General features: G+C 61.6%; 24 protein-coding genes and 1 pseudogene. 14 read left to right on the forward strand and 11 right to left on the reverse strand.

Features of this window, described 5'->3' with window-relative positions; genetic code table 11:
- Positions 1-11: 11 nt before the first annotated feature.
- Positions 12-1,265 carry a sarcosine oxidase subunit beta family protein gene (locus tag ACFQDL_RS07570; protein WP_379908474.1) on the reverse strand — a complete coding sequence of 418 codons (1,254 nt, stop codon included), beginning with the start codon at positions 1,263-1,265 and terminating at the stop codon, positions 12-14.
- Positions 1,266-1,341: 76 nt separating this feature from the next.
- Positions 1,342-2,601, reverse strand: a complete 1,260-nt coding sequence (gene glyA / locus ACFQDL_RS07575; protein WP_379908475.1) for a serine hydroxymethyltransferase — start codon at positions 2,599-2,601, stop codon at positions 1,342-1,344.
- Between the two features lie 638 nt (positions 2,602-3,239).
- Between glyA and ACFQDL_RS07580 the strand changes: the two genes are divergently transcribed.
- The 3 genes from ACFQDL_RS07580 to ACFQDL_RS07590 all read left to right on the forward strand — a co-directional run bounded on the left by ACFQDL_RS07580 (position 3,240) and on the right by ACFQDL_RS07590 (position 5,050).
- A complete protein-coding gene (locus ACFQDL_RS07580) occupies positions 3,240-3,848 on the forward strand; it encodes a hypothetical protein (protein ID WP_379908476.1) in 609 nt (202 codons plus the stop codon).
- Between the two features lie 220 nt (positions 3,849-4,068).
- On the forward strand, positions 4,069-4,602 hold the full coding sequence (locus ACFQDL_RS07585) for a hypothetical protein (protein WP_379908477.1): 534 nt from the start codon (positions 4,069-4,071) through the stop codon (positions 4,600-4,602).
- 88 nt (positions 4,603-4,690) lie between these two features.
- The gene (locus tag ACFQDL_RS07590) at positions 4,691-5,050 is read left to right on the forward strand and encodes a c-type cytochrome (RefSeq protein ID WP_379908478.1); all 360 of its coding nucleotides are present in this window, start codon (positions 4,691-4,693) and stop codon (positions 5,048-5,050) included.
- Between the two features lie 6 nt (positions 5,051-5,056).
- Here ACFQDL_RS07590 and ACFQDL_RS07595 read toward each other — a convergent pair.
- Positions 5,057-5,775 (reverse strand): annotated as a pseudogene (locus tag ACFQDL_RS07595) (YebC/PmpR family DNA-binding transcriptional regulator).
- Between the two features lie 140 nt (positions 5,776-5,915).
- Complete coding sequence (locus ACFQDL_RS07600) at positions 5,916-6,311, reverse strand: MAPEG family protein (RefSeq protein ID WP_379908479.1); 396 nt, start codon at positions 6,309-6,311, stop codon at positions 5,916-5,918.
- Between the two features lie 178 nt (positions 6,312-6,489).
- Between ACFQDL_RS07600 and ACFQDL_RS07605 the strand changes: the two genes are divergently transcribed.
- Genes ACFQDL_RS07605 through ACFQDL_RS07625 form a run of 5 tightly spaced genes read left to right on the forward strand, consistent with a single transcriptional unit; the run spans position 6,490 to position 10,488 of the window.
- Entirely contained in the window at positions 6,490-7,683 is a 1,194-nt protein-coding gene (locus ACFQDL_RS07605) for a cache domain-containing protein (RefSeq protein ID WP_379908480.1), read from the forward strand.
- Positions 7,680-8,735: an ATP-binding protein gene (locus ACFQDL_RS07610; protein ID WP_379908481.1), complete on the forward strand. Its 1,056-nt coding sequence runs from the start codon at positions 7,680-7,682 to the stop codon at positions 8,733-8,735. Before ACFQDL_RS07605 ends, ACFQDL_RS07610 begins: the two co-directional genes overlap by 4 nt.
- Positions 8,636-9,415, forward strand: coding sequence for a response regulator (locus ACFQDL_RS07615; RefSeq protein ID WP_379908482.1), 780 nt, complete (start codon positions 8,636-8,638; stop codon positions 9,413-9,415). The genes ACFQDL_RS07610 and ACFQDL_RS07615 overlap by 100 nt, the downstream gene beginning before the upstream one ends.
- A 24-nt stretch (positions 9,416-9,439) precedes the next feature.
- Positions 9,440-10,012, forward strand: a complete 573-nt coding sequence (locus ACFQDL_RS07620) for a response regulator (RefSeq protein ID WP_379908483.1) — start codon at positions 9,440-9,442, stop codon at positions 10,010-10,012.
- A gap of 29 nt (positions 10,013-10,041) precedes the next feature.
- Complete coding sequence (locus ACFQDL_RS07625) at positions 10,042-10,488, forward strand: adenylate/guanylate cyclase domain-containing protein (RefSeq protein WP_379908484.1); 447 nt, start codon at positions 10,042-10,044, stop codon at positions 10,486-10,488.
- Between the two features lie 209 nt (positions 10,489-10,697).
- Here ACFQDL_RS07625 and recA read toward each other — a convergent pair whose 3' ends face one another.
- The 4 genes from recA to ACFQDL_RS07645 form a co-directional block, all read right to left on the reverse strand.
- Positions 10,698-11,747 carry a recombinase RecA gene (gene recA, locus ACFQDL_RS07630; RefSeq protein ID WP_379908485.1) on the reverse strand — a complete coding sequence of 350 codons (1,050 nt, stop codon included), beginning with the start codon at positions 11,745-11,747 and terminating at the stop codon, positions 10,698-10,700.
- Between the two features lie 117 nt (positions 11,748-11,864).
- Positions 11,865-12,350: a CinA family protein gene (locus ACFQDL_RS07635; protein WP_379908486.1), complete on the reverse strand. Its 486-nt coding sequence runs from the start codon at positions 12,348-12,350 to the stop codon at positions 11,865-11,867.
- Between the two features lie 38 nt (positions 12,351-12,388).
- Positions 12,389-12,718 carry a MarR family winged helix-turn-helix transcriptional regulator gene (locus ACFQDL_RS07640; protein WP_379908487.1) on the reverse strand — a complete coding sequence of 110 codons (330 nt, stop codon included), beginning with the start codon at positions 12,716-12,718 and terminating at the stop codon, positions 12,389-12,391.
- On the reverse strand, positions 12,646-12,885 hold the full coding sequence (locus tag ACFQDL_RS07645; protein ID WP_379908488.1) for a hypothetical protein: 240 nt from the start codon (positions 12,883-12,885) through the stop codon (positions 12,646-12,648). Before ACFQDL_RS07645 ends, ACFQDL_RS07640 begins: the two co-directional genes overlap by 73 nt.
- A gap of 91 nt (positions 12,886-12,976) precedes the next feature.
- Here ACFQDL_RS07645 and ACFQDL_RS07650 point away from each other — a divergent pair, with 91 nt between their 5' ends.
- From ACFQDL_RS07650 to ACFQDL_RS07660, 3 genes are read left to right on the forward strand one after another with little or no spacing between them, the layout of a single operon-like run.
- Complete coding sequence (locus ACFQDL_RS07650; protein ID WP_379908489.1) at positions 12,977-13,762, forward strand: EamA/RhaT family transporter; 786 nt, start codon at positions 12,977-12,979, stop codon at positions 13,760-13,762.
- A complete protein-coding gene (locus tag ACFQDL_RS07655; RefSeq protein WP_379908490.1) occupies positions 13,753-13,935 on the forward strand; it encodes a hypothetical protein in 183 nt (60 codons plus the stop codon). The genes ACFQDL_RS07650 and ACFQDL_RS07655 overlap by 10 nt, the downstream gene beginning before the upstream one ends.
- Positions 13,936-13,974: 39 nt before the next feature.
- Positions 13,975-14,607, forward strand: coding sequence for an NAD(P)H-dependent oxidoreductase (locus tag ACFQDL_RS07660; protein WP_379908491.1), 633 nt, complete (start codon positions 13,975-13,977; stop codon positions 14,605-14,607).
- A 215-nt stretch (positions 14,608-14,822) separates the two neighbouring features.
- Here ACFQDL_RS07660 and ACFQDL_RS07665 read toward each other — a convergent pair whose 3' ends face one another.
- The 3 genes from ACFQDL_RS07665 to ACFQDL_RS07675 all read right to left on the reverse strand — a co-directional run bounded on the left by ACFQDL_RS07665 (position 14,823) and on the right by ACFQDL_RS07675 (position 16,726).
- Complete coding sequence (locus ACFQDL_RS07665) at positions 14,823-15,221, reverse strand: hypothetical protein (RefSeq protein ID WP_379908492.1); 399 nt, start codon at positions 15,219-15,221, stop codon at positions 14,823-14,825.
- 69 nt (positions 15,222-15,290) lie between these two features.
- Complete coding sequence (locus tag ACFQDL_RS07670) at positions 15,291-16,208, reverse strand: LysR family transcriptional regulator (protein WP_379908493.1); 918 nt, start codon at positions 16,206-16,208, stop codon at positions 15,291-15,293.
- 329 nt (positions 16,209-16,537) lie between these two features.
- Positions 16,538-16,726, reverse strand: coding sequence for a hypothetical protein (locus ACFQDL_RS07675; protein ID WP_379908494.1), 189 nt, complete (start codon positions 16,724-16,726; stop codon positions 16,538-16,540).
- Between the two features lie 122 nt (positions 16,727-16,848).
- On the opposite strand from ACFQDL_RS07675, the gene ACFQDL_RS07680 reads away from it, so the two are divergent.
- The 3 genes from ACFQDL_RS07680 to ACFQDL_RS07690 are packed head-to-tail and all read left to right on the forward strand — an operon-like array spanning position 16,849 to position 19,632.
- Positions 16,849-17,550 carry a polysaccharide deacetylase family protein gene (locus ACFQDL_RS07680; RefSeq protein ID WP_379908495.1) on the forward strand — a complete coding sequence of 234 codons (702 nt, stop codon included), beginning with the start codon at positions 16,849-16,851 and terminating at the stop codon, positions 17,548-17,550.
- On the forward strand, positions 17,540-18,241 hold the full coding sequence (locus ACFQDL_RS07685) for a cysteine hydrolase family protein (RefSeq protein WP_379908496.1): 702 nt from the start codon (positions 17,540-17,542) through the stop codon (positions 18,239-18,241). The genes ACFQDL_RS07680 and ACFQDL_RS07685 overlap by 11 nt, the downstream gene beginning before the upstream one ends.
- Positions 18,238-19,632: an MmgE/PrpD family protein gene (locus tag ACFQDL_RS07690; protein ID WP_379908497.1), complete on the forward strand. Its 1,395-nt coding sequence runs from the start codon at positions 18,238-18,240 to the stop codon at positions 19,630-19,632. The genes ACFQDL_RS07685 and ACFQDL_RS07690 overlap by 4 nt, the downstream gene beginning before the upstream one ends.
- Positions 19,633-19,684 lie beyond the last annotated feature (52 nt).

Genomic DNA, 19,684 nt, shown 5'->3' on the forward strand with positions numbered 1-19,684 from the left:
TGAAACTCCCCTTAGTGCGCCACACCCGCCGCGCCGTGCTCATCGATCAGCGCGCCGTTATGGAAGCGGAACATGGAAAACGGTTTCGCCAGCGGATGGGCTTCGCCCTTCGCCAGAGTCGCGGCAAAGACGTTGCCGGATCCCGGGGTGGCCTTGAAGCCGCCGGTACCCCAACCGCAGTTGAAGAACAGGTTCTCAACCGGGGTGTCGGAGATGATCGGGCAGGCATCCGGGCAGGTGTCGACGATACCGCCCCACTGACGGTTCATGCGCACGCGGCTGAAGATCGGGAACAGCTCGATGATCGCCGCCACCGTGTGCTCGATGGTCGGGTAGGAGCCGCGCTGACCGTAACCGTTGTAGCCGTCGATACCGGCGCCGATGACCAGGTCGCCCTTGTCGGACTGGCTGACGTAGCCGTGTACGTGGTTGGACATCACCACGGTGTCGAGGATCGGCTTGATCGGCTCGGAGACCAGCGCCTGCAGCGGGTGCGACTCGAGCGGCAGGTCGAAACCGGCCATCTTCGCCATCACGCCGGAGTTGCCGGCCACGACGCAGCCCACACGGTCGGCCTTGATGTCGCCGTGACGGTTGGTCTTGACGCCCACGATGGCGCCGTCCTCGATAATCATGTCGACCACTTCGGTCTGCTGGATCAGGTCCACGCCGTAGGAGTCGGCGGCGCGGGCGAAGCCCCAGGCCACGGCGTCGTGACGGGCGACACCGGCACGCGGCTGCCAGGACGCACCCAGCACCGGATAGCGGGTGTTGGCGGAGCAGTCCATCATCGGCACGATCTCCTGCACGCCCTTGGCGTCCAGGACTTCGCCGTCGATACCGTTAAGACGGTTGGCGTTGACGCGGCGCTGGATGTCGCGCATGTCCTGCAGCGTGTGACCGAGGTTCAGTACGCCGCGCTGGGAGAACATGACGTTGTAGTTCAGATCCTGGGACAGGCCTTCCCAGAGCTTCATCGCGTGCTCGTAGAGGTGAGCCGCTTCGTCCCACAGGTAGTTGGAACGCACGATGGTGGTGTTACGGGCGGTGTTGCCGCCGCCGAGGTAACCTTTCTCGATCACCGCGACATTGGTGATGCCGTGTTCCTTGGCCAGGTAGTAGGCCGTCGCCAGACCGTGACCGCCGCCACCGACGATGATGACATCGTACTTCTTCTTCGGCTTGGGATTGCGCCAGACGCGCTGCCAGTTCTCGTGGTAATTCAGGGCATGTTTCAACAGCCCGAAACCGGAATAATGCTGCATGATGCCAGCTCCCCCAGAAAGCCCGGAACCCCGGGAATAAATTCGAGAGTCCCCCGGGCCCGGGGTCAAGTCCTGCTTAGCGGTATACCGGATAGTCAGCGCACAGGGCGTGGACTTTTGCCTTCACCTCTGCGATGACGGGCTCGGCATCGCCGGCCTGCATGGCATCGAGGATGTCGGCGATCCAGCCGGCCAGCTGCTCGCACTGCGCTTCCTTGAAGCCGCGGGTGGTGATGACCGGCGAACCGATACGCAGACCGGAGGTCACGAACGGCGACTGCGGGTCGTTCGGCACCGCGTTCTTGTTGACGGTGATGGAGGCACGACCCAGGGCGGCGTCCGCATCCTTTCCGGTCAGACCCTGCTTGATCAGGCTCAGCAGGAACAGGTGGTTCCGGGTGCCGCCGGAGACGACATCGTAGCCGCGGTCGATAAACACCTTAGCCATGGTCTGGGCATTTTTCAGCACCTGCGCCTGGTATTCCTTGAATTCAGGCTCCAGCGCTTCCTTGAACGCCACTGCCTTGGCGGCGATGACGTGCATCAGCGGACCGCCCTGACCGCCCGGGAAGACGGCGGAGTTCAGCTTCTTCTCCAGGTCCGGGTTGGCCTTCGCCAGGATCAGACCGCCACGGGGACCGCGCAGGGTCTTGTGGGTGGTGGTGGTGACAACATCGGCGTAGGGCAGCGGATTCGGGTACAGACCCGCCGCGATCAGGCCGGCAACGTGTGCCATGTCGACGAACAGGTAGGCACCCACTTCATCGGCGATCTGGCGGAAACGGGCCCAGTCAACGACCTGGGAGTAGGCGGAGAAGCCGGCGACGATCATCTTCGGCTTGTGCTCGCGCGCCAGGGCTTCGACCTGGTCGTAGTCGATCTCGCCGTTTTCGTTCAGACCGTACTGGACAGCGTTGTAGATCTTGCCGGAAAAGTTGACGTGGGCACCGTGGGTCAGGTGACCGCCGTGGGCCAGACTCATGCCCAGCACGGTATCGCCGGGCGCACACAGCGCCATGTAGACGGCAGCGTTGGCCTGGGAGCCGGAGTGCGGCTGGACGTTGGCGTAATCGGCGCCGAACAGCTCCTTGGCGCGGTCGATGGCCAGCTGCTCAACCACGTCGACGTGCTCGCAACCGCCGTAGTAGCGCTTCCCGGGGTAGCCTTCGGCATACTTGTTGGTCAGCACCGACCCCTGAGCTTCCATCACGCGCGGGCTGGTGTAGTTTTCGGACGCAATCAGTTCGATATGCTCTTCCTGACGCTGCGCTTCAGACTGCATCGCTGCCCACAGGGCTTCGTCGAAACTCTGGATCTGGTCGTTTTTGCTAAACATGTACGGTTCTCCTCGCCAAGACTTTCAGCCGGAAAGTTATTGTTGGGTTTCGCTTTTGGTTTTCTGGGGGATGCACAGACGCACCCCGACACCGGCCCGCAACGGACCGCTGACAACCGGACGGTTATCTTCAGGAAAGGCGGCTCCCCCACAGAACGGCTCTGATTCCCATGGCATCCATAGTAGTACTCCCCCGGCACGGGAAATGTTCGCTGGCGTCCTGATAATATGCATTTACGACACGCGCGAACGTCGCTGTCGCACAGCCACAGAAGGTTGTCCCTGAGGGACAGCCCGTTCAGAAGGGCACCAGGCCGACCACCTGAAGGCAGCTGTCAATGCCCCCGCCGGTAAACCCAAAGCCAATCAAGTATCGGGTTCAACCCGGAACGGAGGCCCCCGGTGCCGCGGATCGTTTTCCGCACATCACTCTACGGGGGGTACCTGATCGACCTCGGCACGGAACTGCATCAGCGCAGCGGCCTACCCCGGCCTCGAGCCGGCACACAGGACCCCGCCCTGCCAGCTCCATAATTTTCAATATATTTCAACAACTTATAAAACCACCAATCCACACTACAACATTCAGGTTGCATTAATACTCCCTTGAATGCCCCCTCTGTTTTCAGTAAATTCCTTTGAAACAGATGACTGTTTTCCTTCGCGCGGCTGGCGCTTTTCGTGTCCGTCGGGATGGATTTGGCTTCGCTTTCCGTGCCGAGGCCGCCGTTGCAGCTCTCCTGTTGCAGGGCATAGCGAACATGGAGTCGAAGTTGCAATCCTCACCGCTTCAATTCCCCGATGTAATCCTCCTCGCGGCTATCGCAGTGCTGTTGTGCGGCTGCTCATCGGCCCCGCACCAAGATGATAGTCCCCTCGTTTCGGCAAATATGGCCACGCAATTCGGCGACGCGGCTTTGCCCGAAGCCGGCACCCGACTGCCGACGTTTAGCGACGACAGGGCTTCTTCGGTGGTCATACCGGACAGCGGTTTCATCAAGCAACAACTGAATGCCGTTCACAGCCTTCCCTTTCAGCCCCTGGGCCGGGATCTCGGCACCGATATTGTGATCGGCCGGGCCAGTGACGATCGCTACACCGCCGGAGTGGGCTGGGAGGACGGAGACGACAATGTGAAACTGAGCCTGCTGCGGCAGCAGTCGGTGGGCGACGGCTTCGATGGTCTATGGCTGACCAGTCTCCAGGAGAATTTACACCAGCTGCGCTCGACGACGCTTTCGACCTGACGGGGGAACTGGCCCTGGCAGCGGGCAGCGGCGACGCGTCACGGGCGTCGGGGGATCCGGCATCCGGCTCAATCTGGCCAGGAAGCCTTCCAGGGGCTTCAGCTACGGCCTGACCCTGAGCCAATTCAGCGAGAGCTTTCACCCTTACGGCAGCGTCGTGGAGGCCGGTGAACGCCGCGCCGCCGCCAATCTGTCTTACGCCCCCTGGTCCGGCACGCGCATGACAGCCACCACAGACTATATTCTCGGAGGCTGGGACGGCGCCTTTCCCTGCGATGAATACCGCACCGGACTGGCGCTCTCCAGCGTCCTTTTCACCTACCTGCGCGCCAAGCTGGAAACCTTTGCGCAGCGCGCCCTGGATTGCGGCGACGGCAACATCGACAGCTGGGCCCTGACACTCTCCGAACGGCATCTGACGGGCTGGAACCTCAGCCTCGTGGCCGGGATCTCCGAAGAGACCTTGCCGTTCATGGATGAGCTGAGGGTGAAGAGTCATTACCGCGTATCGGGTGATCACGACTTGCGCCTGGGGCCGCTCTGGGCGTCATTCGGTCCCGAAGTGTCGCTGCAGACCATCACCGACAGCCATGTACAGCGCCGGCTGCAGACGGGCTTCGTGATGGGCTTCGAGACCCGCACCCAGGATTTCTCCCTGCATATGGGCTACGAGTCCCTCAGCGATTCAGCGCAGGTCATCGAAGACACATACGGCAGGATCAAACTGAAATATCGCCTCGATTTCGACGCCTGAACGCTTGCCGGACATTTGAAACAGATACCCTGATTAACGACTATACTTTCGTCGGTTTTTCGCCCGACAGATCACCGGGTACGCACCGATGAATACAGCTAACGCCACGCTACTGCTGTGCCTCCTGGCTGCCGGAAGCATTGCTGCGGCCGGAGAAGCTCCCGAACCACCGCAGGCAGTCGCGGGCTGTAGCGCCTGTCATCTGAAAGAGGGCATCCCCGCCCAGCCGGGCTGGCCGTTCCTGGCCGGGATGGCGAAAGCGGACATTGTCGAGAGACTGCGTGGCCATCGGGCCCGCCTGATACCGGACAGCACCATGTCCAAGGTCGCCGCAGGCCTCAGCGACGACGAAATCGAGCAGGCGGCGGATTACTACTCCAGACTGGAGCCTTCGAACCCGCCCCCCGTATTGCTGAAGAAGCCGGCGCAACAGCCACCCGCTCAGTAAAGCGGATCAGGACAATTCGACGTTGTGATAGACCTGCTGCACGTCGTCCAGATCGTTCAGCATGGACAGGAACTTCTCGAACAGGGCGATATCGTCACCACTGACCGTGGTAAAGGCATGGGGAATGAACTGGATCTCATCGACCTCGAAATCGAGCTCGCCACAGCGATCCAGCAACGCCGTCTTGGCCTTGAAGTAGTCGGTGTTGGGGGCAAACACCGTAAGGGTGCCCTCGTCGTTTTCGATATCGGTGACATCCACGTCCGCTTCCATCAGGGCTTCCAGCACTGCCTCTTCATCATCGTACTTGAACACGAAGATGGCGGCATGATCGAACATGTGGCTGACACTGCCCGGGGTGCCGATCTTGCTTTTGGTCTTGGTAAAGGCCTGCCGGACATCGCCAAAGGTGCGGTTCGGGTTGTCGGTCAGGCACTCGATGATGGCCATGCTGCCGCCCGGACCGTAGCCCTCGTAACGTGCCGGTGCGTAATCCTCACCCGCACCGCCTTTCGCCTTCTCGAGCGCCTTGTCGATAACGTGGCTCGGTACCTGGTCCTTTTTGGCGCGATCGATCAGGCTGCGCAATGCCAGATTGCCAGCCGGGTCGCTTCCCCGGACTTGGCGGTGACATAAATCTCACGACCATAACGGCTATAGACCTTGGCCTTCATATCAGACGTCTTGGCCATCGATTCTTTGCGGTTCTGATAAGCTCTGCCCATGCGGCTCATGCTCCGTAGTGATCACGAAAACAGCGATTCTACTGGCAATAAGGCTATCTGAACAACGCACAAATAAGATGATCCCGGCCACCGCCCCGCAGCGTCCGGCTCGCCCGCCGAGGCACCCTGTTCGTTCTGTATCAGCTCATCGTCGCCGCCTGATACACGATATAGAAACAGCAGCCCATCGCGACGGCGAAAATCAGCGAACGCAATGTCGACAGGTTGGCGATGTAAAAGACCGCATGCAGGATACGACATGCCAGAAACAGCAGCGCCACCAGGGTCAGGGACTCAAGCCGGACACCGGCGGCATAGGCGATAAAACAGCTGACGCCAAATACCGTCAGGGCCTCCCAGGCATTGGCCTGGGCCGCCTGGGCACGGGCGCCGGCACCCTCGAGTCGTGCCTGTTGCAGGCGCGGATGCTCGTTGTCGAAACGGCCGAACTGACGGGCACGGAAAAGGTTCCCCACACCCGCCAGCAGAACCGGAATCACCGCGGAGATAAAGAGTACGTACAGAATAACGGGCATCGGCTCCTCCCTGGCCATTAGGGCCGTCGACTGGATTGATCGGTTTTAAGGATATCAGCATAGCGGTCGGATGCCGGGACCGCTGCTGCCTTTCGGCAGAGGCGCCGGCGGCGGACTAACCTGAATAAAGACAGAGAAGCCTTTCCTGCTCCCCACCCCTCGGACAGGCATTGCGCCAATGACGACTCCCGAACCGGCCCCGTTCACCGGCAAAAAGCGACCGAAGCACTCCATCTTCCGCACCACCCTGCTGCGCCTGGGCCTGGGGCTGGCGGCGATCACCCTGGCCGGCATGGCTGCCGCCTATCTCTACGTGCTTGAAGGCATGGAAAGCCGGGCGATTGCGGAACTGCGGGCCTATATCCGCGAGCGCGGCGCCCGAGAGGAGATGATTTTCGCGCTGGCCGAGGACAACCATGCGATTCTCCGGCAACAGATCCTCAGTCGTCTCGAGGCCGGCCCGGACCCCGATTCCGACTCGCGGTTCGACCAGCTGTTCGTACGCCAGGCTGACGGCATCACGCGCAACCGTCCGGAGCGCTTCGACGGCACCCGCATGGCCGGCGTCTGTATCATCGACCCCCAGTTGCCGCTCACCGGCGATATCCGGCAGCGGGTGCTGATCTTCTACGACCTGGTCAACCAGTTCGGCCCCGCCTGGCACAATCGCTTTCAGGACACCTACATTTCGACCCCCGAGAATATTATGGTGATCTACTGGCCCGAAGTGCCGCGCTGGTGCCAGGACACGACCACCCGCCTCTACATGTCGATCGAAGAGTACCAGTGGGCGGCGGACGAGCAGCACAATCCGACCCGGGAAACGGTCTGGACAGGACTCTTCTACGACCAGATTTCCGGTATCTGGATGGTCTCCTGCGCCACCCCCGTCTACCTCGGCGATCATCAGATAGCCACCATCGGCCATGACATCCTCCTCAACGAGCTGCTGGAACGGGCGCTCGAGGAGCACCTCGAAGGTACCTACAATATCGTGCTGCGCGCCGACGGCCGCCTGATTACCCACCCCCGGCTGTCCGGGGAGATCGAGCGCAAGGGCGGCTATTTCGATATTCTGACCATGGGGGACGACAATCTGCGTGCCGTTTACCGGGCCGCGGTCGAAGGCCACGAGCAGGAGAAGTTCTTCGTGGTCAATGACCCCGCCGGCGACCGCTTTCTGGCCGTCGCCCACCTCGAGGGCGTCGACTGGTATTTCATCACCGTCTATCCCAAGGCGATACTGGCGGACCTGGCGTTCGATGCCGCCCGGATGGTCATGCTGCTGGGGCTGCTGGCCCTGCTGTTCCAGGGCCTGGTGCTGTACCGGGTCATACGCAGCCAGGTGGGCACACCCTGGCGCAGCTGTTGAGCGCCACCCAGCGGGTCGAGTCCGGCGACTACCAGGTCAGCCTCGATATCCGGCGTGAAGACGAGTTCGGAAAGCTCGGCCATGCCTTCAACCAGATGACGGCCGGCGTCAGGGATCGCGACCGGGCACTGGCCGATGCCGCCGAGAAGCTCGATCAGCGGGTCCGGCAGCGTACCGCGGAACTCGAGGAGGCCAAGGAAGCCGCGCTGCGGTCGGCGCGCGAAGCTCAGCTTGCGAACCGCTCCAAAAGTGCCTTCCTGGCCAACATGAGCCATGAGATCCGCACCCCGATGAACGCCATTCTGGGCTTTACCGACATTCTCGCCGGTCAGATCCGGGACCCGCAGCAACGGCAGTATCTGACATCGATCCAGAGCAGCGGCAAGTCCCTGCTGACGCTGATCAACGATATTCTCGATCTGTCCAAGGTCGAAGCCGGCAAGCTGGAGCTGATCCCCACCGCGGTCAACCCCCGCGACCTCTGTGCCGAGATGGAGCAGCTGTTCTCGCAGAGGATGGCCGAAAAACAGCTGGAATTCAGGATCGATATCGATGACGAGCTGCCGCCGGCGCTGATACTCGACGAGACCCGGATACGCCAGATACTGATAAACCTGATCGGCAATGCCGTCAAATTCACGGAGCGGGGCCATATCCGCCTGGCGCTGCGCTGCCACTATCCCACGGCCTCGAAGAGCAGTCTGGACCTGCTTCTCGAGGTCGAGGACAGCGGCATCGGCATCCCCGAATCGCAACAGCAGGCCGTGTTCGGTGCCTTTGAGCAGCGCAGCGGGCAGAGCGCGGAGCGCTACGGAGGGACCGGGCTCGGACTGGCGATCTGCAAACGCCTTGTCGAACTGATGGGGGCGAGATCGACGTCGACAGCCGGAAGAACCGGGGCAGTCGTTTCCAGGTCCGACTGCACGGCGTCCGTGTCGCGGCGCTGTCCGACGTGCCCGACCAGGCGACAGCGGCCGTCGAGCTCGAGGCGATCGACTTTGCGCCCGCCACCCTGTTGGTGGTCGATGATATCGCCGTCAATCGCGACCTGATCAAGGGCTACCTGGCCCGCTATCCGTTCCGGCTGCTGGAAGCGGAGAATGGTCAGGAGGCGGTTGCGACCGCCAGGCGCCACCAGCCGGACCTGGTCCTGATGGACATGCGCATGCCACTGATGAACGGCTACGAAGCGACTCGACAACTGAAACAGGACGACAGTACCCGGGCCATCCCGGTCATCGCGCTGACCGCCTCGGCCATGGAGCAGGATGCACGGGAAATCGGCCTGATCTGCGACGGTTACCTGCGCAAGCCGGTCAGCCAGCAGGCGCTGGTGATACAGCTGGGCCGCTTCCTGGTGCACAGCGTCGTGGCAGAGACACCGGCCCCGGAAGAGACCAGGCCCTGGCCGGACAAGGCGCTGAACGATACGCAGAAGCAACGGCTGACCGAACTGCTGCCGCGCCTCCGGGCGCTTCAGTCCGACTGTGATACACTTTGCAGGACCATGTCCATCAACGACATCGAGGCCTTCGCACAGCAGATGCGGACACTGGCTTCGGACTACGATTATCCGCCCCTCGAGGCCTGGGGCCGTCAGTTGGCCGAGCAGTCGGGACTGTTCGACCTCGATGGTATTACGGCTACCCTGAACAGTTTCGGCGAGCAGTGCCGGGCGCTCGAGGCACGGCTGAAGGAGCAACCGCCCGGACCGCCCGCCAGGGACGGCTGAACGATCGACCCGAGGGTCATCAGCATGAATCTGCAGCCAGACTGTTTTCGCATTCTTGTCGTGGACGACACCCCGAGGAACATCCAGTTGATCGGTACCCTGCTGAAGCAGGAAGGCTACCAGATCAACGTAGCCGGCAACGGCCGGCAGGCCCTGGACATTGTCGCGCACAGCGCTCCCGACCTGATTTTGCTGGATGTGATGATGCCGGAGCTCGACGGCTTCGAAACCTGCCGCCGGCTCAAGCAGGATGCCGCCACCCGGGATATCCCGATCATCTTTCTGACCGCCCGTAGCGAAGCGGACGATATCGTCCACGGCTTCGAGCTCGGAGCCGTGGACTATGTCGCCAAGCCGTTCAACCCGCCGGAACTGCTGTCCCGCGTCCATACCCACCTGGCGTTGAAAGCGGCGCGGGAAAAGCTGCAGGAACTGTCGTTGAAACTGTCGAAATACCTGCCCCCGCAGGTCTACGAATCGATCTTTTCCGGCAAGACCGAGGCCAGGATAGAGTCCTATTCGCGCGACCTGACCGTGCTGTTCTCCGATATCGCCGGCTTCACCGAAAGAACCGAGAAGGCGGCCCCCGCGAGCTGACCCGCTGGCTCAACAACTACCTCAATGAAATGGCCGCGATCTGTGCCCGCCACGGCGGCACCCTGGACAAATTCGTCGGCGACTCGGTGATCGTCTTCTTCGGCGACCCCGACTCCCGTGGGATCCAAGAAGATGCCGTCGCCTGCGCCCGCATGGCGGTGGAGATGCAGCAGCGCGCACATGAGCTCGGCGTCGATATCCGTATCGGCATCAGTTCCGGCGAATGCACCGTCGGCAACTTCGGCAGCGAGGACCGCATGGAATACACCATCATCGGCAAGGTGGTGAATGCCGCCGCGCGACTGGAGCAGAACTCCGAACCCGGCCGGATCCTGATATCCGACACCACCTGGGAGCGCATCAGGGAGCATATCCGCTGCGAGCCCCGCGGCGGCATCCAGGTCAAGGGCATCGACACGCCGCTGGTGACCTACTGGATCAGCGAGCCTTTAAGGAGCGATGCCGCAGGCCGATAGCGGCTTCTCACCGCCAGGACCTCCGGCCGGCGCCACGCGCACCGGAACAACGTCAGTCAAGGCGCTACGCGCCATGCCTGGCGCACCAAGAAAAAAGGCTCCCGAAGGAGCCCTTTGGAGGGAAGGGGAAATAGAGCCAGAAGCCACTAGCTTCATGCTGCAAGTCGGCGACGCTTCCCACTTGCAGCTGGGGGCCTGTGGCTTGCCGCTTAAAACTGCAGCTCTTCGTTCTCGCTGTTGGCCTTGTCTTCGGCAGAGGCTTTCGGTGCAGGCTTCTGCAACAGCTTTTCGCGGATCGCGGTTTCGATCTCGGTGGCGATTTCCGGGTGCTCTTCGAGGTATTTGGCGGCGTTGGCCTTGCCCTGGCCGATCTTGTCGCCCTTGTAGGCGTACCAGGCGCCCGCCTTGTCCACCAGCCCCTGCTGCACGCCGAGATCGATCACCTCGCCCATGCGGTAGATGCCCTGGCCGTAGAGGATCTGGAATTCCGCCTGCTTGAACGGCGGCGATACCTTGTTCTTGACGACCTTGACGCGGGTTTCGTTGCCCACCACTTCATCGCCCTGCTTCACCGCACCGATGCGACGGATATCGAGGCGCACCGAGGCATAGAACTTGAGCGCGTTACCGCCGGTGGTGGTTTCCGGGCTGCCGAACATGACGCCGATCTTCATGCGGATCTGGTTGATGAAGATCATCAGGCAGTTGGTGTTCTTGACGTTGCCGGTCAGCTTGCGCAGCGCCTGGGACATCAGGCGCGCCTGCAGGCCAACGTGGGAATCGCCCATCTCGCCTTCGATTTCGGCCTTTGGCGTCAGTGCCGCGACGGAGTCGACGACAATCACGTCGACGGCACCGGAGCGTACCAGCATGTCGGCGATTTCAAGGGCCTGTTCACCGGTATCCGGCTGCGAAACCAGCAGCGAATCCACATCGACGCCGAGCTTCTCGGCATAGATCGGATCCAGCGCGTGCTCGGCATCGACGAAGGCGCAGGTCTTGCCCTGGCGCTGAGCCTCGGCGATCGCCTGCAGGGTCAGGGTGGTCTTGCCGGAGGATTCCGGGCCATAGATCTCGACGATACGGCCGTACGGCAGACCGCCTATGCCCAGTGCGATATCCAGCCCGAGCGAACCGGTGGAGACGGCCGGGATCGCCTCGCGCGGATGATCGCCCATGCGCATGACGGCACCCTTGCCGAACTGGCGTTCAATCTGACCAAGCGCTGCGTCCAGCGCCTTCTTTCTGTTCGCGTCCATAATCAACCCTTCCACCGGATCAAACACTGAGTACTGTATGTTTGGACAGTATTATTCCAGATCGCTTCCGGAATGCAACCTCTTTGTTTAGTTCACAGCGAAGACTTCTGTCACCTGTCACCTGTCACCTGTCACCTGGCAGTCGAGGATGCCCTGTAGCGCGATCTCCACCGCCTGACGCCGCACCGCTTCGCGATCCCCGTCCAGCAGATGACACTCGGCACGGGTCGGCTGCCCCTTGCAGGCCCAGCCGAACCAGACAGTCCCCACCGGCTTGTCTGCGCTGCCGCCGCCGGGCCCGGCGATTCCGCTGATCGAGACCGCCACCTGTGCATCACTGCAGCGTACAGCCCCCTCGGCCATTGCCCTCACCACCTCTTCACTGACTGCGCCCTCGCGCTCGATCAGATCGGCCGGTACACCCAGCATCCGCACCTTGGCGCCATTCGAATAGGTCACGAATCCGCAATCGAACCAGTTCGAACTGCCGGCAAGCGCCGTCAGCTCCCGCGCCACCCAGCCCCCGGTACAGGACTCGGCCGTCGCCAGCATCCAGCCCCGCGCCTGCATTGTCTCCGCTATCTGTTGCACCCGTTGCTGCATCGTTACCTCCAGTGTTGATCGCGTGTCGGACCACCGTCTCAGGACAGGTCCTCGTCAAGGCCCTCGAGCAGCTTGCCGAGCAGCGTACTCAGCATTTCCTGCTCCTTTCGGCTGAGCGGCGACAGTACCCGCGCTTCGTTCTCGACATGCAGCGGCACGACCCGGTCGGTCAGCTCCAGCCCCTTGTCGGTCAAGGTCACCAGGGTTCCGCGCCTGTCCCCGGGGTTGGGGGCTCGCGAGATCAGGCCCGCTTTTTCCAGCCGGTCCAGGCGGTTGGTCATGCCTCCCGAGGATATCAGCAGGGCCTCGAACAGTTGAGTCGGTGCCAGCGCGTAGGGGGCACCGGCCCGACGCAGCGTCGCCAGCACGTCGAACTCCCCTGATGCAGCCCCTGACGCTGAAAGAAGGGATCCAGGTGGCCGCGCGAGATCAGCCGCGTGGCCTTGCCCAGACGACCGATCACCTCCATCGGCAGAAGATCCAGTCCCGGCATCTCTCGACGCCACTGGTCGATAGCCAGCTCTACTTTAGTCATTGTCACCAAACTGTCTTGATAGTAAGATAAATTTATCTCGATACAAAGATACTTTAAATCGAGACACTATTCCTACAGCAGGAGAACGATAATGGCCAACACCACAGCGCCGCGCAAGGGGCAGGTCTCGCCAGACCGGACCTCGCCGGACAGGACCGCACTGCAGGCCTTCGCCTGCCTGCTGATCGTCGGCAGCCTGCTGGCCCTCTCGCTGATCATTGCAAAACTTGCCGACGAAGCCGGCGCCCCGAGACTGGGCTTCCTGACCCTCTCGATCGCCGGTGCAGGCCTGGTACTGCTGGGTATCAACCGGCTGCAGGGGAAGACGATACAGCTGAGCCGGCGCCGGCTGGAATACGCCCTGCTGGCAGGGGCGCTGTTCGCCGTGCCCAATGCGCTCGGCTTTCTGGCGATCCGGCATGTCGGCGCGGGATTCGTTGCCATCGCCTTCGCCTTTCCGGTCCTCGTCACCTGGGGTCTCGCACTGCTGCTGAAGATGGAAAGACTCAGGTTCACCCGCCTGGTCGGTGTTCTGCTGGGTCTGTCGGGCGGCCTGGTGCTCGCCATCGCCAAGGCGTCCGGCATGACCGAAGGCGGCTACTGGGTAGCGCTCATCGCGCTCATTCCACTGATCGTCGCCGCGGGCAACATCTATCGCACGCTGCGCTGGCCAGCCCGGACATCGCCGGTACTGCTGGCGGCGCTGATGATGCTCGGCGGCGCGATCTCGCTGCTGCCGTTCGCGCTGGCCCTCGAATCCCCGCCCAACAGCGGCAACAGCGATCAGCTCTGGTTGCTGCTGGCCGAAATCGCCGTCTTCGCCGTGCTCTACCTTTTTACTTCGTGCTGCAAAAGCTCGCGGGACCGGTGTACCTGAGTCAGATCGGCACCGTCGCGGCGGTTGTCGGCACCCTCGTTGCCGTACTGCTGCTGGGTGAAGCGCCACCGCCCCACCTTGGGCTGGTCGTCACCCTGGTCGCACTGGGCACTATTTTCTTCCAACGCGGTGCCGCCACCGCTTCCAGCGACAGCAAGGCGCCTTCCCGCTGAGCCGGACTGTCCTCACCACACTGCAGGAGTCACTGAACCATGAACATCGTCGAAGCACTCAACTGGCGCTATGCCGCCAAGCGCATGAACGGCAGCAAAGTGCCACAGGAAAAGATCGACCGCATTCTCGAAGCCGCCCGTCTGGCCCCCTCCTCCTACGGTCTGCAGGCCTATTCCGTACTGGTGATCGAAGATAGCGCTCTGCGCGAAAAGATCAGGCTGCTCGCCTACAACCAGCCCCAGATCACCGAGTGCTCGCATCTGCTGGTGTTCGCCGCCTGGGAAAACGTCAACGAGGGGCATGTCGACGACTTTATCCGGATGACAGCCAGGGAACGTGGTCTGAATGCCGCGGATCTCGACGGCTACCGGCAGGCGATCAACGGAACGGTGAACGGCTTTGCCAGCGCCGAAGAGCAGTTCCACTGGGCCGCCAAGCAGGCCTATATCTCACTGGGCACCGCTCTTACGGCTGCCGCCGCCGAACAGATCGACGCCTCGCCGATGGAGGGGTTCAACGCCGCCGGCCTCGACAAGCTGCTGAGTCTGCGTGAGCAGGGTATGCGCTCGGCCGTGCTGCTGGCGCTGGGTTACCGCGACCACGAAACCGACCGCCAGGCTGCAATGAAGAAAGTCCGCTGGCCGAAGGACAGGATGTTCATACATCTTTGATGCGACAAGATACCCCATATCCGCAGGGGGTACCTGCATAGAGAGGATGCTGCCATAGAGAGGATGCTGCAGGGGCACTGAATCAGCGCCCCTTGCCCCGGGATTCTAACCGGTGCACGTCCCGTCGATCTGCCCGAGAACTCTGGCTTTCAATCATTATCGATAGCGCCACTTCCGCCGGGTCTCCGGCGGGACAGACGCCTGGGCCGGGCAGGTCAGGTACTCTTGTCCGCCAGAACATCGCCTCCCGCCGAAGCAGCGGTTCCCCCGAGCTGACGCTTGATCTCGGCCTCGATCTCGGCCTCTATCCTGGCCCTTTCTTCCGCAGGCAGTTGACGTAGCGTCTCTTCCGTCAGACCTCGCTCCTTGAGCATCACGAAACGTATGCGCTCGGCCGGACTCATGCCGAGCAGCTCCAGAAGCTGTTCACGGGCGCTCTGGGTGTCGCCGCTTGCCGCCGGCTTATCAGGCATGGCCTTTTCGGCCTCTTTTGCGCTTTGCCTTGCTGCCTGCGCGATCTGCTCGGCAAGCACCCTGTCGAAACCGGACGCCTGCTCGCGGCTTTCACGCCGCGCCGCCGATGCGCTCGCCGCGCCTGTATCGATAAAGCCCACCTGTTTGACAACCAATTTTCTGCCTCCGTTGGATATGAACCGGAATCACCATGCCCGAATCGGGGCAACTCAGATTACACCGACCCAGAGGCCGGCCTCGACCAGCTCGTGAACGAGCTCCCGGGACTCACGCGCAACCGTCCGTGTGGCCTGGGTCAGCGTATGCTGGGTCGACATGCTCATCACCAGCGAGCGGCTCAGTTGCGCCGGCGCGATGCGCCTGACGAACAGCTGCCCCTGCTCGACTTCACGCTTGACCGACATGTAGGGGAGCACGGTCAAGCCGATCGAGGCCTCGACCAGATCCTTGATCGCCAGATAGGAGTCGACCTCGAAATTGATATTGAGGGCAACATTCAGCTGCATCGCCACCCGCTCGACAAGCACTCTCAGACCGTGCCGCGAGCTGGGCAGGATCAACGGAACGTCGGCGATCTCCTTGAACTCGAGATCTCGATCCGGGCCGTCAAAACGGCGGGACGAGACCAGGCACAGGCTCTCGTCCACCAGCTCCTCGCAGATGATCTGGGAGGTGCGGGACGTCCTGTAAAAGAGTGCCAGATCGACGCGTCCCGTTGCCAGCCACTCATTGACGTCACCACTGAAGGCCTCGACGATCTGCAGCGACACGTTCGGGTACTTTTCCTTGACCCTGAGCACCAGGGGTGCTGCCAGAAACTGACTTTCCGTGGGTGGCAGGCCGACCCGGACCTTTCCCGACACGATGCCCTTGAATCCGCGGATTTCTTCGCTCAGATCCTCCATTTCCTCGATGATCGCACGGGCGCGCTCCAGAAAGACCTTGCCGGCATCGGTAAGCTCGACACCTCGGCCGGTACGAGTGAACAACGCCAGCCCCACCTCCTCTTCAAGGTTTCTCAGCTGTCGACTGATGGCCGGCTGGGCAACTGAAAGCAGCACCGCCGCCCGGGACATGCTGCCCGCCTGCGCAAGCTCGACAAAATACCTCAGCTGCCTGAACTCCATCACCACACTCCCCGGGATCGAGACTTCATGAATTATAAATACTCTTCAGATTATCGCCCCATAAGATTTTATTTAAAAGCGCAATTAATGTATTAACCTGGCGTGCAAACAGGCCCCCACCTATTTGCACATTATGTACAGGACGTACTGTATGCCGCGTACGCATGGATGCGCATGAGCGGCCACGCCACGGAAACGGGCGCAGGTGCGCGAACATGCTGGTTTCCGTGGCGTTCGCATGGGCTTGCGGCCAATGATGAAGCGTTCCTGCTTCATGTATTAAACCGCAGGGTTAATAAGAACCAAGAACATAAACATTCATAATAAAATCAAAACATAAAGCCCCGGTATTCCAAAGCAGCATAGCTGATAAAACCCAAAGAGGGCCTTAAGATTTTCATGCTTGATGTAAGATCGCCAAATGGATAGGCCATCACCGAGCAATCAAGAAGACGGGGAAACGATGCGTCCGAAATCACGAATTCATTACGAATTGTCGCACCAGCGAGATTTGCCACCTGGTCCCGATGGGAAAAACCTCATCGTTCATATTGTCGTTAATATAGAGCACTGGAAATTCGACAGCCCGATTCCGCGCAAACTGCTGACCGCCCCACACGGCGTCGAAAAGGTTCCGGACGTGCCTAATTATTCCTGGGCCGAATATGGCATGCGCGTCGGCATGTCGAGGCTGCTCGGCACGCTGCAGGCGCGACAATTGCCGGCCAGCGCCAGCATCAATGCCGGTGTTATCGACGCTTATCCGGCCTGCGCCGAGGCCGTTCGCGATGCGGGCTGGGAGTTCATCGGCCACGGTTACCACCAGCAGAGCCTGCAGGCCGCGGAAGCAAGCGACGAGCTCGAGCTGATCCGCCGCTCGATTCGACGTATCGAAGATTTTACCGGCAAGAGAGTACGCGGCTGGCTCAGCCCCGGGCTCAAGGAAAGTTACGACACGCCGGACCACCTCAGGGCAGCCGGTATCGACTATGTCTGTGACTGGCCCGTCGACGATGCGCCCTGCTGGCTCGACACCCGTTCGGGCCAACTGCTGGCGATGCCGTACAACCTCGAAATCAATGACAGCGTGGTTTACGCCGTCGAGAAGCACCGCTCGGCGGAGATGCTCAACCGGCTCGAAGACACCCTCGACTGCTTTGCCGCCGACCTGAAGCGTGGCCGCCCCAAGGTTCTGGGGATAGGTCTGCACCCCCACCTGATCGGCGTCGCGCATCGCTTCCCGTATTTCGAACGCATGCTCGATCTGCTGCAGGCGCATGACGATGCCGTTTTCATGACCGGATCCCAGATTTTCGACTGGTACAAGCACCATGACCACTAAGCACAACACTGTAGAAGAGCGGATCCTGGCAACGCTCGCCGAACGCGTATCCCCGAATCACAGCGCGCTGCTGATCATCGACATGCAAAAAGATTTTTGCGTCGATGGTTATGCCGCCAGCCAGGCCGGAAGGCCGCTGGGCGCCGTTCAGGCCATGATCCCCGCGCTGGCCGAAACCCTTGAGCGGGCCAGAGAGAGGGGCGTCCTCGTCTGCCACGTCGGGTTTCTGACGCTGCAGCATCACTTCAGCGACACCGCGCCCTGGTTGAGCCAGCGGCGCCGCTCCACCTATGCCTCCGACCGGATCGCGATGCAGGGGTCGGACGGTGCCGATTTCATCGATGCGCTGTCGCCGCGTGAGGACGAGATCGAGATCCGCAAGCACCGCTACAGCGCATTCAAGGGCACCAACCTGGATATGGTGCTGCGCGCAAACGGCATCAAGACGGTAATACCGGTAGGCGTTTCGACCAACGTCTGCGTCGAGAGCACCATCCGCGATGCCTTCGAGCTGGGCTACTACGTCTGCGTGCCCGGCAACCTGTGCGCCTCCTGGGACACCGAGCTGCACAATGCCACGCTGAAAAACGTGAATGCACGTTTCGGTCTCGTTTGCGACCAGGCATCGCTGCTGAATGCCTGGGAAATTCAGCCCCGCCAGCCACACACCCAACCGCAGGAACTGATATGACAACTTCCGCTCTTACCTTCGAGGCTTCGAAATTCGCCGCCAATCTCTGTTTCGAGGACATCCCCGACGAGGCTCTGCGCATCGCCCGGCGCTGTATCATTGATGGCCTGGGCGTCATGCTGGCAGGTTCCGACCAGGAGATCGCGACCGTCACGAAGCAATACATCGACAGTGTCCGAGGCCCCGCCCAGGCGCGCTTTGTCGGCGACGGCCAGGAGCGGGTGTCGGCTCCGCAGGCGGCCTTCTGCAACGGTATCGCCGGACATGCGATGGACTGGGACGATACCCAGCTGGCGGAATCTCCCGGACGCCAGTACGGCCTGCTGACCCACCCGACCATTCCGCCGCTCGCCGCAGCCCTGGCCGTTTCCGACATGCTTGGAAATGTCGACGGCAGGCAGTTCATCACCGCCTTCGTGGCCGGCTTCGAAGTCGAGTGCAAGATTGCCGAGGCGATCAACCCCGACCATTACAAATTCGGCTTCCATACCAGCGGCACCATCGGTACCTTCGGCGCCGCCGTGGCAGCGGCCAAGCTGCTTGGCCTGGATGAAACCGGCATCGCCCGTGCAATCGGCGGCGCGGCCTCCATGGCATCGGGCATCCGCGCCAATTTCGGTACCATGGGCAAGCCGATGCATGTTGGCCGCGCCGCCGAGAACGGTGTCACCAGTGCACTTCTGAGCCAGACCGGTTTCAGCTTCAACGAAGAGGCCCTCGACGGTACCTGGGGTTACCTCTCCGTGGCTGGCCGCGGCGGTGAGCCGGAATACGTCCTGGGGCGCTTCGGCAAGCCTTTCTCGATCACTGAGCCCGGTGTCAGCATCAAGCCCTATCCCTGCGGCGTGCTCACGCACCCGTCGATGGACGCGCTGAAATTCCTGCTCGAGGAGAACGACCTCCAGGCCTCGGATATCGAGAAAGTGACCCTGCATGCGGCGTCCAACATTCTCAACCCGATTCGCTTCAAAACCGCCAAAACGGAGCTCGAAGGCAAATTCTGCATGGCATTCCTGCTTGCGGCCATTATTCTGCGTCGCCGGGCCGGCAAGCAGGAGTTCACCGACGCGTTCGTCAACTCTCCGGAAAGCCAGAGCATGCAGTTGAAGGTCGAAACCAGCCTCGATCCCGAAATCGAAGCGATGGGATACGACCGTATCCGCTCGCGCGTGGAAGTGGTCACCAAAACCGGGAAGGTCATCGAGAAATGGGCCAACGAGGCCTACCGCGGCAGCCCCCACAACCCCCTCAGCGATGACGAACTGGAGGGCAAGTTCCTCGACTGCGCCCAGGGCGTTGTCGACACCGCCCAGGCCAAGTCCATTCTCGACATGGCCTGGGAGCTCGAGCATATCGAGAACGTCAGTTCGCTGATCGATATTCTCGGCTAGCCGCAGACCGTGCAGTTCCCGCGTAGCACAGCGGGAACTGCCTGCGAGTACA

Source organism: Marinobacterium aestuariivivens, assembly GCF_042661465.1.
GTDB lineage: Bacteria > Pseudomonadota > Gammaproteobacteria > Pseudomonadales > Balneatricaceae > Marinobacterium_A > Marinobacterium_A aestuariivivens.